Origin of the sequence: Micromonospora parastrephiae (assembly GCF_016802865.1) — a bacterium.
In the GTDB taxonomy this organism is placed as follows: Bacteria; Actinomycetota; Actinomycetes; order Mycobacteriales; family Micromonosporaceae; genus Micromonospora; species Micromonospora parastrephiae.
In genome coordinates, this window is sequence record NZ_JAEVHM010000064.1 from 1 (window position 1) to 14,313 (window position 14,313).

Annotated in this window: 13 protein-coding genes and 1 pseudogene; 9 read left to right on the forward strand and 5 right to left on the reverse strand. The window is 72.6% G+C overall.

The window, feature by feature from the left end; genetic code table 11:
* Positions 1 to 147 precede the first annotated feature (147 nt).
* Positions 148 to 552, forward strand: coding sequence for an LppU/SCO3897 family protein (locus tag JNW91_RS15125; protein WP_203175829.1), 405 nt, complete (start codon positions 148 to 150; stop codon positions 550 to 552).
* Between the two features lie 135 nt (positions 553 to 687).
* Entirely contained in the window at positions 688 to 1,929 is a 1,242-nt protein-coding gene (locus JNW91_RS15130) for an ATP-binding protein (RefSeq protein WP_203175796.1), read from the forward strand.
* A 9-nt stretch (positions 1,930 to 1,938) separates the two neighbouring features.
* Here the strand turns inward: JNW91_RS15130 and JNW91_RS15135 are convergent, their stop codons facing one another.
* Positions 1,939 to 2,487, reverse strand: coding sequence for a GNAT family N-acetyltransferase (locus JNW91_RS15135; protein WP_203175798.1), 549 nt, complete (start codon positions 2,485 to 2,487; stop codon positions 1,939 to 1,941).
* Between the two features lie 133 nt (positions 2,488 to 2,620).
* Between JNW91_RS15135 and JNW91_RS15140 the strand changes: the two genes are divergently transcribed.
* Both JNW91_RS15140 and JNW91_RS15145 read left to right on the forward strand, forming a co-directional pair.
* On the forward strand, positions 2,621 to 3,169 hold the full coding sequence (locus tag JNW91_RS15140) for a DoxX family protein (RefSeq protein WP_203175800.1): 549 nt from the start codon (positions 2,621 to 2,623) through the stop codon (positions 3,167 to 3,169).
* 215 nt (positions 3,170 to 3,384) lie between these two features.
* Positions 3,385 to 4,830 (forward strand): glycosyltransferase 87 family protein, encoded by a 1,446-nt coding sequence (locus tag JNW91_RS15145; RefSeq protein ID WP_203175804.1) that lies wholly within the window; start codon positions 3,385 to 3,387, stop codon positions 4,828 to 4,830.
* Between the two features lie 4 nt (positions 4,831 to 4,834).
* Here JNW91_RS15145 and JNW91_RS15150 read toward each other — a convergent pair whose 3' ends face one another.
* The 4 genes from JNW91_RS15150 to moaC form a co-directional block, all read right to left on the reverse strand.
* Complete coding sequence (locus JNW91_RS15150; protein WP_203175805.1) at positions 4,835 to 5,263, reverse strand: molybdenum cofactor biosynthesis protein MoaE; 429 nt, start codon at positions 5,261 to 5,263, stop codon at positions 4,835 to 4,837.
* On the reverse strand, positions 5,260 to 6,516 hold the full coding sequence (locus JNW91_RS15155) for a molybdopterin molybdotransferase MoeA (RefSeq protein ID WP_203175806.1): 1,257 nt from the start codon (positions 6,514 to 6,516) through the stop codon (positions 5,260 to 5,262). The genes JNW91_RS15150 and JNW91_RS15155 overlap by 4 nt, the downstream gene beginning before the upstream one ends.
* A 100-nt stretch (positions 6,517 to 6,616) precedes the next feature.
* Entirely contained in the window at positions 6,617 to 7,087 is a 471-nt protein-coding gene (locus tag JNW91_RS15160) for a MogA/MoaB family molybdenum cofactor biosynthesis protein (protein WP_203175807.1), read from the reverse strand.
* Positions 7,084 to 7,575, reverse strand: coding sequence for a cyclic pyranopterin monophosphate synthase MoaC (gene moaC / locus JNW91_RS15165; RefSeq protein WP_203175809.1), 492 nt, complete (start codon positions 7,573 to 7,575; stop codon positions 7,084 to 7,086). The genes JNW91_RS15160 and moaC overlap by 4 nt, the downstream gene beginning before the upstream one ends.
* Before the next feature lie 925 nt (positions 7,576 to 8,500).
* Between moaC and JNW91_RS15170 the strand changes: the two genes are divergently transcribed.
* The 5 genes and pseudogenes from JNW91_RS15170 (at position 8,501) to JNW91_RS15190 (ending at position 14,276) form a co-directional block, all read left to right on the forward strand.
* Positions 8,501 to 11,020, forward strand: a complete 2,520-nt coding sequence (locus tag JNW91_RS15170; RefSeq protein WP_203175811.1) for a putative bifunctional diguanylate cyclase/phosphodiesterase — start codon at positions 8,501 to 8,503, stop codon at positions 11,018 to 11,020.
* 59 nt (positions 11,021 to 11,079) lie between these two features.
* Positions 11,080 to 12,427, forward strand: a pseudogene (locus JNW91_RS33595) (glycosyltransferase 87 family protein).
* Between the two features lie 41 nt (positions 12,428 to 12,468).
* On the forward strand, positions 12,469 to 13,101 hold the full coding sequence (locus JNW91_RS15180; RefSeq protein ID WP_203175812.1) for a phosphoribosyltransferase: 633 nt from the start codon (positions 12,469 to 12,471) through the stop codon (positions 13,099 to 13,101).
* 19 nt (positions 13,102 to 13,120) lie between these two features.
* Positions 13,121 to 13,495 carry a TFIIB-type zinc ribbon-containing protein gene (locus JNW91_RS15185; protein ID WP_203175813.1) on the forward strand — a complete coding sequence of 125 codons (375 nt, stop codon included), beginning with the start codon at positions 13,121 to 13,123 and terminating at the stop codon, positions 13,493 to 13,495.
* A gap of 103 nt (positions 13,496 to 13,598) precedes the next feature.
* Entirely contained in the window at positions 13,599 to 14,276 is a 678-nt protein-coding gene (locus JNW91_RS15190; RefSeq protein WP_203175814.1) for a maleylpyruvate isomerase N-terminal domain-containing protein, read from the forward strand.
* Positions 14,277 to 14,313: the final 37 nt, after the last annotated feature.

A 14,313-nucleotide genomic window follows, 5' to 3' on the forward strand; every position in this document is an offset into this window, starting at 1 on the left:
CGGCCCGGGTTACCCGCCACCGCCCGGCCCGTTTCCGCCGGCCGGGCCGACGCCGGGCCGCCGGCTGGCCCGTGGGGTCCGCCGATGCCCGGTGGGTACGGCGCGCCGCCCGGGCCACCGGCGAAGAGGTCCGGCGGGAAGATCGCCCTGATCATCGGCCTGGTGGTGGTGCTCCTGCTCTGCCCGTGTCTCGGTCTGGCCGGTTGGGCGATCTGGAAGGCCGCCGACGCCGGTAGCGACGCCACGCCCACCCCGTCGGCGAGGGCGAGCGCGCCGGTCGTCCCGCCCGCGCTGCCCAGCGGCGTGCCGTCCCCGAGTGAGGACGAGGACGAGTTCGCCAAGGGTGACTGCGTGGTGAACGACGGCACCGAGGATGACGCGGAGCTGCGCAAGGTGTCCTGCGCTCCGGGCACGTACCAGGTTCTGCTGCGAATTCCGGCGACCACCGACGGGGATCGGTGCGAGACGCTCGCGCCGCAGGCCACCGCCAACTATGTGCACGACAACTCGATCGACCTGTTCGACTACGTGCTCTGCCTGAAGAAGCAGTAGTCGGTAGGCAAAACTAGGGCTGTCTAGCGTGGATGCTAGACAGCCCTAGTTTGTTGTCGACGGATCCCGACACGCCGGTAACCCCATCTATCCATGTCTAGCCCCCGAGCTAGATGGCCCGATACTGTGCGATGCGTGGATCCGGTCCGCAACCCGTACGCACCGGGCGCCGGCCAGCGCCCGCCCGAACTCGCCGGGCGGGGGCGGGAGCTGGACGTCTTCGACATCGTGCTGGAGCGCATCGCCCGCGGCCGACCCGAACGCAGCCTGATGCTCACCGGGCTACGGGGCGTCGGCAAGACCGTTCTGCTGAACACCCTCCGGTCGCAGGCGATCAACCGGCTCTGGGGCAGCGGCAAGATCGAGGCCCGACCGGACCAGTCGCTGCGTCGCCCGGTCGCCGCCGCGCTGCACATGGCGGTCCGGGAGCTCGCCCCCCGCCACCGCGCGCCGGACCGGATCGACGCCTTCCTCGGCGTCCTCAAGGCATTCGCCCAGCGGTCCGCCCCGACCGGTCGGGCCGGCGCGTCCCCCAAGCTGCGGGACCGGTGGCAGCCCGGCATCGACGTGCCCGCCGCCAGCGGCCGGGCCGACTCCGGCGACATCGAGATCGACCTGGTCGAACTGCTCAGCGACGCCGCCGCCGTGGCCAGCGACGTGGGCACCGGCATCGCCATCTTCATCGACGAGATGCAGGACCTCGGCCCGGAGGACGTCTCGGCGCTCTGCGCCGCCTGCCACGAGCTGTCCCAGCTCGGCGCGCCACTCATCGTCGTCGGCGCCGGCCTGCCGCACCTGCCGGCCGTGCTCAGCGCCGCCAAGTCGTACTCCGAACGGCTGTTCCGCTACCAGCGCATCGACCGGCTCGACCGGATCGCCGCCGACCAGGCCCTCTGCGCACCGGCGGAGCGGGAGGACGTGGAGTACGAGCAGAAGGCGCTCGACCTGCTCTACGAGAAGTCCGGCGGCTACCCGTACTTCGTCCAGGCGTACGGGAAGGCGACCTGGGACCACGCGCCCCGCTCACCGATCACCGCCGCCGACGTGCGGGTCGCCGCACCGGAGGCGGAGGCCGAGCTGGCGGTCGGATTCTTCGGCTCCCGGTTCGAGCGGGCCACCCCCGCCGAACGTGAGTACATGCGGGCGATGGCCACGTTGTCCCTGGTCGAGGGCGAGTCCGGCGGCGCGGTCCGCGACGACATGGATGCCGCGGTGCCGACAGCGGAGATCGCCCGAGCCCTCGGCCGCAAGCCGGCCAGCCTGTCACCGGCCCGGGACGCGCTGATCAAGAAGGGGCTGATTTACTCCGGCGAGCGGGGCACGGTCGCGTTCACCGTCCCGCACTTCGGCCGGTACCTGCGCACCCAGCCGGCCTGACCGGGTCGATCAGACCCGGGACCAGGGCGCGGGAAAGAGCACCTCGCCGCGGGGCGGCGGCCCCTCCTCGCTGGTGGACGGCGGCAGGACCAGCGCCTGCCAGGGCTCACCGAGGCCGGCCCACGGGCTGGTCAACCCCAGGTCGCCGGCCGGACCGAAGCCGAACCGACGGTAGAAGGCCGGATCGCCGAGGACCACCACCAGACGCTCGCCCAGCTCGGTGGCGGCGTCCAGAGCGGCCTGCACGACTGCCGTTCCGTGCCCGACACGCTGCCGGTGCGGCGCCACCGCCACCGGACCGAACGCCAGGGCGGGCGCGTCGACTCCCCGGTCCGGTCGCACCCGTACCCGGGTGAGCAGGGCGTACCCGACCACCTCGCCCCCGTACTCGGCGATCATGGCCAGCTCCGGCAGCCAGGCGTCGGTGCCGCGCAACTCGTCGACCAGGACCACCTCCGGCGGCGTCGTCACGTCCGGGCGGGCGAACGCGGCGGCCAACACCCGACGTACCGGCCCGGCGTCGGCCGGGTCCTCGGGTCTCAGCCGCAGCGTGGTCACCCGCGCGACGTTACCCGTCACCGCCCGTTCATCAGCGATGGTCGCTCGAATCGGCGTGGCGACGTGCACGGCCACCGATTCGGATCCGCCGGTTGCCGGGGTAGGAAAGGCCGCGACGGGGTATGACTGATCCATGACGCCCGTACGCTCCCTCGCTCGCGCCATGCTGAGCGGCATCTTCGTGGTCAGCGGATACCGCAACCTCCGCGCGCCGCAGCGGCTGGCCCAGAAGGCCGCGCCGGTGACCGACCGGGCGGCGCCGCTGCTGCGGAGGGTGCACCCCAGCTTCCCCACCGAGACCGAGCAGCTGATCCGGCTCAACGCGGCGGTGCAGCTCGGCGCCGGGCTGATGCTCGCCACCGGGCGGCTCACCCGGCCGGCCGCCCTGGTCCTCGCCGGCACGATCGTGCCGACGACCATCGCCGGGCATCCCTTCTGGAATCAGGAAGACGACGCGGCCACTCGCGACACCAACAAGGTCCACTTCCTGAAGAACCTGGGGCTTCTCGGCGGGCTGCTGCTCGCCGCGGCCGACACCGGAGGCAAGCCGGGTCTGCGGTGGCGGACGGGCCACCGCATCGGCCACTCTCGACGTTCGGTGCAGCGCGCCGTCCGTACCGCCCGTCGGGAGGCCCGGATCGCCGTCCGATCCGCCTCCACCGCGCGTCGCCTCCCCGGCTGACCTGCGTCGATCTGCCTCGGTGCCACCCCCACACCCCGCTAAGGCCACGAATTACCTGAACCACCCGGTAGGCGTTAACGCGGTGGAAATGTCAAAAACATGTGTGGGATCGGACACGGTCGCATAACGCGGGAGGCACTGACGTGAGGCGCCGTTCTAGGCTCCGTGCAGGACCTGGACGGGTAGGACGACCTTGGTACGGGGGTGGCCACGCCATGCCGACGGCTGTCGGTAGACGGGCGGACCGCCTCGCCCCAATCCAACGCGTGACGCGCGGGATCGATCGCAGGAAAGTCGTACGTGGCGCCATCGTGGCTGCCGTCGCCTATGCCGCATGGCTCGCCATCGGCACCTTCGGGCGTCCGTACAACTTCTTCGACATGAAGATCTACCACGGCGCCGTGGTGTGGTGGGCGAGCGGTCACGAGCTCTACGAGTTCATCGCGCCCGGCACCACACTCGGGTTCACCTACCCCCCGTTCGCCGGGCTGGTCATGCTGCCGATGGCGCAGCTGCCGATCGACGCCGCCGGGATGGTGAACGCTCTCGCGAGCATCGCCGCGCTGGCCCTGGTGCTGGCCGGACTGCTCCGGCCCATCGTGGACCGGCTGGCCTGGCCACTGTGGTTCACCGTGGCCGTGGCGGTGCCGCTCGCGGTCGCCATCGAACCGGGCCGGGAGACCCTCGGCTACGGCCAGGTCAACATCCTGCTGTTCGCGTTGATCATGGCCGACCTGATCGGGCTGCGCTGGCGTTCCCGCCGGGGCACCCACTACGCCGCGACGGACGGCCCGCTGCTCCGCTTCGTCTACGGCGGCGCCTGGGCGGGCGCCGGTATCGGTCTCGCCACCGCGGTCAAGCTCACCCCGGCGCTGTTCATCGCCTACCTGCTGATCACCCGCCAGTGGCGGGTGGCGGCCACCGCCATCGGCACCACGATCGGCGTGACCCTGGGTACGTTCGCGATCGTCGGCGACGAGTCGCGGACGTACTTCGGCAGCGTGCTCTGGCAGACCGAGCGCGTCGGCGCGGCGGACATGACGCCGAACCAGTCGCTCGCCGGTCTGCTGGCCCGGCTGTACGACTCGATCGAGACCCCAGGGCTGCTCTGGTTCTCCTTCTCGGTGCTCATCCTGGCGCTCGGCCTGTCCCGGGCGGCCAGTTCCCGCGCCGACGGTGACGAGCTGACCGCGTTCACGCTGGTCGGCCTGACCGCCAACGTGATCAGCCCGATCTCCTGGACGCACCACCTGGTCTGGGTCATCCCCGCGATCATCGTGCTGGCCGACGCCGCCGTGCGCCGTCGGGAGGCGAGCCGGGGAGTGGCGCAGCGCGTCGGTCAGGGCCAGGCGTTCGGTGGGTTCCCCGGGCTCAACGGGCTCCGTGCGCCGATCTGGTATCCCACGCTGACCGGGCTGCGGCACGGCGTCGCCGCGATCGGGCTCTACCTGCTCTTCCTGATCTCACCGATCTGGCCGTACGAGCACCAGCTACCCGAGATGTCGCACTACCAGGACGGTCTGTTCGGCGCGCTGATGGAGAACTCACTCGCGCTGGCGTTGATCGTGCTGGTCGCCGCACTGCCCTGGCGGCCGGGTGCCGAGCCGGCGTTCTACGGCGACCGGCTCGCCCGAGCCGTGGTGGTCAACGGCCGCCGCTGAACCGTCAGGGGCAGTTGACCCATTCCTCGGTGCCGTCGGCGAAGACCTGCCGCTTCCAGATCGGCAGCCGGGCCTTGGCCTCGTCGACGAGCCGGGCACACGCGGCGAAGGCCGCCGCGCGGTGCGCGGTGCTCACCGCGGCGACCAGCGCCACGTCGCCGATCGCCAGCGGCCCGACGCGGTGCGAGACCGCCACCGCGTAGACGTCGGGGTCGGCCGCGATCTCGGCGGCCACCTCGCGCAGCACCTGCACGGCGCTCGGGTGCCCCTCGTACTCCAGGCTCACCACCTGACGGCCGTGGTCGTGGTCGCGGACCACGCCCTGAAAGGAGACCACAGCGCCGGCCCTGCGGTCGGCGACGGCCGCCTCGTGCGCGGCGAGGTCGAGCGGCTGCTCGGTCACCTCGCCGAAGGTGATGGCCGGCGCGGTCATGACGCACGCTCCCCGGGCAGCAGCGGCAATGGCACGATCGGCACCCGGTCGCCCGGTGCACCGCTGGTGCCCGGACGGATGACGGCGAAACCGTCCGCGCCGGCCAGCCCGCGTAGCATCGCCGAGCCGACGTGTCGCACCGGGAACGCGGCGCCGGCGGCCCGGTCCACCCGGACCAGCGCCAGATGAGTGTGGTCACCGCGACCCGGCACCGCCTCGGCCAGTGTGACCTGCGGCAGGACCGGCATCGGGCGGCCCTGGAGGCCGGCGAGCAGCGGGGCGACCAGCGACACCAACGCGACGATCGCGGACTGCGGGTTACCCGGCAGCCCGGCCACGAAGCGGATCCGCCCGTCGTGACCGACCACGCGGGCCAGCAGCATCGGGAAGCCCGGCCGGACGGCCACCGTGTTGACCACGTAGTCGGCGCCGAGCGTCTCCAACGTCGGGTGCAGATGGTCGACCGGGCCGTGCATCGTGCCGCCCGTGGTGCAGACCAGGTCGGCGCCGGCCAGGGCAGCGCGCAGGGCGGCCACGTGCGCGGGCAGCGTGTCGGCCACCGGGCCGACCACGTCGGTGGGACGCACCTGGCAGCCGTACCGGCGCAGCCACGCCGGCACCGCCGGGCCCAGCGCGTCCCGGACCCGACCGGCCGCGGGCGGCCCCGCGGTGAGCAGTTCGTCGCCGAACACCAGCAGCGCGGCGCGCGGCGCCCGCCGGACCCGCAGCGTGTCGTGCCCGCAGGAGGCCGCCAGGCCGATCACCGCCGGGTCGACCGGCGTGCCGACCGGCAACAGCTCCTCATCGGCGTACGCCTCCTCGCCCGGCTGCCGCCACTCCGGCGTCGACCGGGGAGTGCCGCTGACCAGGCCGTCGGCGATGCTCGACTCTTCCACGCGCAGCACGGCGGTGGCGCCCTCGGGCACCATGGCGCCGGTCGCGATCTCGACGGTCGTGCTGTCCTCGGTGAGCGGCGCGGGGGTGTTGCCGGCCAGCACCCGACCGACGACGCGCCACGGGCCGACGCCGCGCACCGCCCAGCCGTCCACGCTGGAGGTGGGGAAGGCGGGCAGGTCGGTGCGGGTGGTCAACGGCTCTGCCAGGGTCGACCCGTCGGTGTCGACCAGCGGTCGGGCGACGATGGGGAGCGCGGCGGCCAGGCCGACCGCGTACACCCGGGATCGCGCCTCCTCCCAGCCGGCCGGCGGGGGTGCGGCGACCTGGTCCGCGGTTGGTGCCGTTTCCGTACTCACCGGCCGAGCCTATCGGCACGCGCCGACACCCGCCGGTGCCTGGCGCGACCGGTCGGTGGCAGCCGCCGCGAGGCGGTCGGTGGCAGCCGCCGCGGCGCGGTCAGTGGTCGCCCCCGCGAAGCTGATCGACGGTGTGCCCGAGGATCGGGCCGAGCACGGCCAACCCGTCGCGCGCACCACCCGTCGAGCCGGGCAGGTTGACCACCAGCATCCGGCCGGCCACCCCGGCCAGCCCTCGGGACAGCACCGAGGTGGGCACCCGGTCGCGGCTGTGGGCGCGGACGGCCTCGGCGATGCCGGGGATCTCGTAGTCGAGCAGACCTCGGGTCACGTCCGGCGTCCGGTCCGTCGGGGTGACCCCGGTGCCGCCGCTGGTCAGCACCACGTCGACGCCGTCGGCGAGGGCTGCCCGCAGGGCCGCGCCGACCGGCTCACCGTCGGGCACCACGACCGGCTCGTCGACCTCGCAGCCCAGCTCACGCAGGCCGGCGACGAGCAGCGGCCCGCTGGTGTCGGCGTAGACACCGGCCGCGGCCCGGTTGGACGCGACGACGACCCGGGCGCGGATCACGGCCGGTCCTCCGGTCGGACCCACTCGCCGGTCTTGCCGCCCTCCTTGCGCAGCACCCGGACCGCCTCCACGGAGGCCGCGGGGTCGACCGCCTTGACCATGTCGATCAGGGCGAGACCGGCGACGGCAACCGCGGTGAGCGCCTCCATCTCGACCCCCGTCCGGTCGGCCGTGCGGGCGGTGGCCGTGATCTCCACGGTGTCGGCGGTCAGCAGCAGATCGACGGTGACGCCGTGCAGGGCGATCGGGTGGCAGAGCGGGATCAGATCCGGGGTGCGCTTCGCGCCCATGATCCCGGCCAGCCGGCCGACCGCCAGCGCGTCACCCTTGGGCAACCCGTCGCGGTGCAGCAGGTCGATGACCTCGGGGGTGGTGCGCACGCGGCCACCCGCGACGGCCAGCCGGCCGCTCACCGGCTTGGCGGAGACGTCGACCATGCGGGCCGCACCGGCGCGGTCGACGTGGCTGAGCTGGGCGGGTTCGGTCACAGCGTGAGCCTATCGGTGCGGTACGACGAACGAGCGATGGCCGACTGCCGGCCCCGGACCGGCCGACGCTCCGTCTTCGAGAAAGCCGATAGCCGTTCGCTGGCGCGCGATAACCCCTGGCCGGGCGGTAAAGCCTCGAAGGCTCCGCATGAATTCGCGGCATAGGCCCGCGCATTCGCCACAGCGGACCGGTCCGGTCGCAGCTCCACTAGCCGCCACGGATGAACCCCCAGCATCGCGAAGATTGCCTGCTGTTTCGGCGTACCCATCTGCAAAGTGCGGGAGGGCAGTTGCACCACGATGCCGCCGAGAACCCGAATCCCGCCCCGCCTCAACGATGGCGGCGTATCCGATCGGTCACACAACGAAGCCCCCGGTCGCTCACTCACCTCGGCACCGTCGCCGGCCTTAGGCTCAGTTGCAATGGCCTGGTCCTGGAGCCCTGCTCACGAACGACCCGACCCACCTCGGTACGGGGGCCGAAGCGCGGATGAAGCAGCACGCGTGCTTAACGACACTGATTGCAGCCTGCAAGGCACGGCATCAATGGTTACGCTCACCCGCGCCTCTGCCGCGAAAGGTTGAGCGCTCCGCTCAGGCGTGCGGACAGAAAGTGACAAATCCGCTTCAGCTTGGCTAATGTTGCGCATACCGACATTAATTGTTCCATCTTGCGCATGACCTCTCCTACTCTCGGCCCTACGAACGAATGGCGCCCGGTGGGCGTCACGTAGCGGCAAGGGGGTCGAACGATGCGCAACAGCACCGAGTGGGACTAGTACCAGCTTCAGCCCGATGCAGATCCTCGACGCTGAAGGGGTGTCAGATGCGTAGCACCGAATGGGACTGAATCCTTATCACCACGGCGACGCCGGAGTACGCTGCCCGTCAGCGGACATCCACGGTGGGTTACGGGTGAGGTCGAGTGAGCCGGACGACGCGTCGTCACAGGGACACCGATCCACGCCTGCTCACCCTCGTCGGAGCACTGGTGGCGGTGGCGACAGCCGTCGTCGTAGCCGCATCCCTGGCGACGACACGCAACGTGCCGGACAGCGCGGGCGAAGTCTCGACGGTCGTCGCGCTCATCCTGATGATCGCTTTGGGAGCGGTCGTCAAGGCACGGCTCCGCATCAGGTCGACGACCTTCTCGTTCGCCTGGGTGGAGACGGCCATCGTCCTCGGGCTCGCCCTTGCTCCACCGCCCTGGGTGATCCTGTCCACCGGCGTCGGCATCGCCTGTGTCTCGCTCCTCAACCGGTTGACCGCGATCAAAGCGGCGTTCGGTATCGCCAAGCACACCCTCGTGGCCGGCGGCGCGACCATGGTGGTCATGCTCCTCGGCGAGCGTTGGCCGCCAGAGGGCCTGTGGGACCTGCTCCTCCTGCTCGGGGCGGTGTACCTCACCGCCGCGGTGCTCGACGACGTGTTGGCCATTCCGGTCATCGCGCTCGCGTCGGGCACCCGGATCGTCCGGCAGTTCCGTAACCACTTCGATCTCCGGCTCGCCGGCTTCGCCGTCCGATTCGTCGTGGCAGTCTTCACCCTGCTCATCCTTCGCGCGGATCAACGTCTCCTGCTGGCCGTCCCACCCCTCGTCCTGAGCCTGCACCTCGCCTACTCGGCGCGTATCCGCGGCCGCACCGAGCAGCAGGCGTGGCAACGACTCGCCCGCACCACCGACGCGCTCAACGTGGTCGACCTCGACGAGGTCCTCACCACCGCCGTCACCCAGGCCGCCGAGCTGTTCTCCGCCGACGAGGTCGAGATCGAGCTGCGCGACGGCGGCCGGACCGTACGCGGCGGCACCGGCGGCATCACCTTCGACGGCTCCAGCGGCACACCCACCGAGGTGGACGCCACCATCGTCCCGGCCCCGCTGGAGGGCCACGACCGCTCCGTCGACGTCGGCGTGCTGCGGCTGCGCTTCCGTGGGCCGGTGCAGCTCTCCGAACGGGAGCAGTACACGCTGCGGACCTTCGCGTCCGCGCTCTGCACCGCCGTCCGCAACGCCCAGGCGTACGCCGAGCTGGCCCGGGTGGCCGACGAGCACGCGTACGCCGCCACGCACGACGCGCTCACCGACCTGGCCAACCGTCGGCACCTGCTGGACCAGGGCACCGAGCAGTTGAGCACTCGGCACGCCGACGGGGTGACCGCGCTGGTGCTGATCGACCTCAACCACTTCAAGGAAGTCAACGACACGCTCGGGCACGCCGCCGGCGACCAGGTGCTGGTGCAGGTCGCCAACCGGTTGAGCAGAGCCGCCCAGCCCAGCGATCTCGTGGCGCGCCTCGGCGGCGACGAGTTCGCCGTACTCCTGCGCGGGCTGCCGGCCCCGGCTGTGGCCGCGCATCGGGCGGAGACGCTGCTCGCCGCCCTGCACGAGCCGTTCGAGCTGGACGGCATGCGGATCAGCGTCGAGGCCAGCGGCGGGATCTCCGTCGCCCCGACCAGCGGCGGCATGGCCGAGCTGCTGCGCCGCGCCGACGTGGCGATGTACCAGGCGAAGCGCGCGGGGCAACGGACCTCCACGTACGCACCGGCCCGGGACACCGCCGACCTGGGCCGCCTCACCCTCGGCGGTGACCTGCCGCGGGCAGTCGAGGACCACGAGTTCGTCGTCAACTTCCAACCGATCGTCGACCTGGGCACCGGCGAGGTGACCAGCGCGGAGGCCCTGGCCCGCTGGCACCACCCCACCCACGGCATGATCGACCCACTGCGGTTCCTGGAGGCGGTGGAGCGCTCCGGCCTGCTGCCGGCGTTCGCCGAGGCGATCCTCGACCAGGCGCTGACCGCGGCGGGCAGCTGGCGCGACGCCGGCTTCGACGTACCGGTCGCCGTCAACGTGTCCCCGCGCAGCCTGCTCGACGCGCGTTTCCCGGGCTCGGTGCTGGCCCGCCTGCGCGCCCACGACCTCCCACCGGACCGGCTGGTGCTGGAGCTGACCGAGACCCTGACGCTCAGTCAGCTCGACGTCGTCGACCAGGTGCTGAGCCGGCTCCGCGAGGAGGGCGTCCGGCTGGCATTGGACGACTTCGGCACCGGCTACTCCTCCCTCTCCCTGCTCTCCCGGATCCCCGTGCACGAACTGAAGATCGACCGCAGCTTCGTCACGACGATGGAGAGCTCGGCCGAGGCCGCCGCCGTCATCCGTTCCACCCTCGACCTGGGTCGCAGCCTCCACCTGGACGTGGTCGCCGAGGGGGTGGAGAGCGAGCCCCAGCGCCGCGCCCTCTGGGAGCTGGGCTGCGTCGCCGGCCAGGGACACCTGTTCGCCCGGCCGATGCCGGCCGGCACCCTCCTCGCGGCCCTGCAACGCGGCTCGGGCGGCCGCCCGGGCACCCTGGCCGCACCGCTGCACGACGCCGGCGCGGTGATCCGGCTGAACCAGAACCGCCGTCAGGCCGGCCGCACCCGGCTCCCGCACCTCCCCGCCTGAGGCGGGTACCAGCCCGCGGGAGTGACGCGGGCGCAGCCTGGTCTGCCAAACTGTCGCCCGTGACCGCCGACGACCCGACCACCCGCCGCCGGCACTGGCGGGCACTCGACACCGCCGCCGGCGGCTCGCCCTCGACCTCGGCCTCTACGCCGTCTCAGCCGTCTTCGCCGCGAGCACCGCCGTCACCTCGACGCTGCTACCGCACCGCGCCTGGGGTGCGGTCGCCGCCGTCGGTTACCTGGTCGCCACGCTGGCGGTGGCCGCCCAACTCTTGCTGCGCCGACGCACCCCGACCTCCCGGCTGGCCGGCCTACCCGCCCGCTGGACGGTCACCGCCGTCACCTGGGTGAGCACCGCGCTGCTGCCCGTGGTCTGGCAGAGCGTCGAGCGCACCGCCGGGCGCACCGACCGGGCCCAGGAGGAGGTGCTGGTCGTGGAGCACGCGGGCGCCCGCCTCGTGGAGCACGGCACCCCGTACCTCGGCCCCGACGCCATCGCCGCCCTCCCGCCCGGCGAACAACTGCTCGGCTACACCCCGTACCAGCCGGGCATGGCCATCTTCGGCCTGCCCAGAGCCCTGATCGACACCTGGTGGACCGACGCCCGAGTCTGGTTCGCGGTGGGCACCGCGCTGGCGCTCACCCTGGCCGTGGCCGCCCTGCGTCGCACACCGGCCACCGCCGGCCAGGCCAGCCCCGCCGCCGCTCCGCATCCCGGCCGGACGCCGCGCTGCTCCGCGGCGTACAAGCCGCCACCGTCCTGCCGATCTGCGCCCTCACCCTCGCCACCGGCGGCGACGACCTTCCCGTACTCGCGCTCTGCCTGCTGGCCCTCGCGCTCGCCGCCGCCGACCGACCCGGCCGGGCCGGCCTCGCGGTCGGACTGGCCGGCGCACTGAAGCTGTTCGCCTGGCCGGTCGCCCTGGTCCTGATCGTTTGGGGTTCGACCCGGCGAGCCGGCGCGCGGGTCGCCATCGGCGCGCTCGGGCTGCCCATCGCCGCGCTGCTCCCGGCCCTGCTGGTCGACCGCGACGCACTCACCGAGAACGTCCTGCGCTTCCCCCTCGGCCACGGCCTGGTGACCAGCCCGGCGCAGTCCCCGTTCCCCGGCTACCTGATCGCCTCGGCACTGCCCGCCGGCCGGCTCATCGCCGCCGCACTGCTGCTCGCGTCCGGCGTGGCCATCGCCGTCCGGCTCGCCCGCCGGCCACCCCGCACCGCCGTCGCCACCGCGCTCATCTGCGGGTACGGACTACTCGCCGCCATCGCCCTGATGCCCTCGACCCGGTTCGGCTACCTGCTGTACCCGCTGGCCCTGCTCACCTGGGCGCCCGCCCTGCACCGCCCGACCGACACGACGACCGTTTCCCCGCTCGGCGAGCTGTCCGGTCGGGCCAGTTCGGCGTAACTGTCGGGCGCAACCCTGCGTCAGGGCGTAGACCTGAAGGCATGACCACGTACCGCGACCGCGCCGAGGCGGGCCAGGTGCTCGCCGAGCGACTCACCGCACTCATCGGCGAACCCGACGTCGTCGTCCTCGGCCTGGTCCGCGGCGGCGTACCGGTCGCCCGGGTCGTCGCCGAACGGCTCGGCGCCCCGCTCGACGTGCTCGTGGTCCGCAAGCTCGGCATGCCGTGGGCCCGCGAGGTCGCCTTCGGCGCACTCGGTCCAGGAGGCGTGCAGGTCCTCAACGAAGCGGTGGCCAGCCGACTCAGCGGCGACGACATCGCCGAGGTCAGACACCGCGAACAGATCGAGTTGGAGCGCCGGGAACGCCTCTACCGCGCCGGGCGCCCCCCGCTGGACCTCGCCGGGCGGATCGCGGTCATCGTCGACGACGGTCTGGCCACCGGCGCGACCGCCCGCGCCGCCGTGGAGGTCGTCCGCCAACTCGGCGCCCGCCGCGTGGTGGTCGCGGTCCCGGTCGGCGCCCAGGAGGCGTACGAACTGCTGGCCGCCGAGGCCGACCAGGTCGTCTGCGCCCAACGCCCGACCGACTTCGGCGCGGTGAGCGTCTACTACGAGGACTTCCACGAGGTGTCCGACGAGGAAGTCACCGCGGCGCTCACAGCAACCGCATAGCTGGACCGGGTACCGTCGGGTGATGAGTCTCACCTGTCCCAAGTGCCACGGAGAAATGCGTCAGTACGAGCGCAGCGGTGTCGTCATCGACCAGTGCGGGGAGTGCCGGGGCATCTTCCTGGACCGCGGCGAGTTGGAGAAGCTGTTCGAGGCGGAGGCCAACTGGAGCCGCCAGCAGGCCGGCGGCCCGCCCCCGGCTCCGGCCCAGCAGTCGGGTGGCTACCCGCCGGCCCAGCACCAGCCGGGCTACGGCGCTGTTCCGCCGCCGCCCCCGCATCCCGCCCACGGCTACCCGCCGGCCCCGGCGTACGGGCACCAGCAGCAGCACCAGGGCTACCACGGGCACTACCGGCGCAAGAAGAAGAAGGGCTTCCTCGACGAGATGTTCGGCTGAGCCGAGCCCGACATCCCGCCCGGGTCGATCCGCGCGTCGGCCCGGGCGCTCCGTTCACCGCCACCGGTTGGCGGGTGCCACGGTCCGTGCGAGGCTGCATCGCATGACCGCGATCCGTCCCGAGCGGGCGTTGGCTCAGGCGTACGACGGGATCACCACGGTGGTCGGCGGCCTGGACGACGCGGCCCTGCAACGCGCCACCCGCTGTCGGGGTTGGCTCGTCGCGGACCTGCTCCTGCACGTCCTCGGTGACGCCCAGCGCGCCCTGGTAGCGCTGGCCAGTCCCGTCGACGGCCCCGCCGACCTGGACGACGTGAGCTACTGGCGTGGCTTCCCCGGCGCCGGCGACGAGGACACCCGGCACGCCTGGTGGGTTCGCCGGTCGGCCGCCGCGTTCGACCGCCCGACCGGGATCGTCCGACTCTGGGCGGAGACGGCCCCGGCGGCGGTCCGCGCAGCCGCGTCAGCCGACCCGGCCGGACACGTGACCACGCAGGGCCACGTGCTGCGCGTACCGGATCTTCTCGCCACCCTGACCACCGAAGCCGTCGTGCACCATCTGGACCTCACGCCCGAACTGCCCGACGCGCCGCCGCCCGGCCCACTGGCGGTACGCGTCGCGGTGGCCACCATGGACGGCCTGTTGAGTGACGACGCGGTCCGCCCCGCCGCCTGGGACGACCACGACTTCCTGCTGAAGGCCACCGGGCGGCTCCCGCTCACCGATCGGGACCGGTTGGAGCTGGGCGAGTCGGCAGGCTGGTTCCCGCTGCTGGGCTGAGAGTTCTCATCCGATGGCCATGTCCACGAATCGCGAC

What these genes read in the sequence shown, in the direction of transcription:
- JNW91_RS15140 (WP_203175800.1), top strand. Translation starts at nt 2,621, where the DNA reads ATGACGCCCGTACGCTCCCTCGCTCGCGCCATGCTGAGCGGCATCTTC.
- JNW91_RS15145 (WP_203175804.1), top strand. Translation starts at nt 3,385, where the DNA reads ATGCCGACGGCTGTCGGTAGACGGGCGGACCGCCTCGCCCCAATCCAA.
- JNW91_RS15150 (WP_203175805.1), bottom strand. Translation starts at nt 5,263, where the DNA reads ATGACCGCGCCGGCCATCACCTTCGGCGAGGTGACCGAGCAGCCGCTC.
- JNW91_RS15180 (WP_203175812.1), top strand. Translation starts at nt 12,469, where the DNA reads ATGACCACGTACCGCGACCGCGCCGAGGCGGGCCAGGTGCTCGCCGAG.
- JNW91_RS15190 (WP_203175814.1), top strand. Translation starts at nt 13,599, where the DNA reads ATGACCGCGATCCGTCCCGAGCGGGCGTTGGCTCAGGCGTACGACGGG.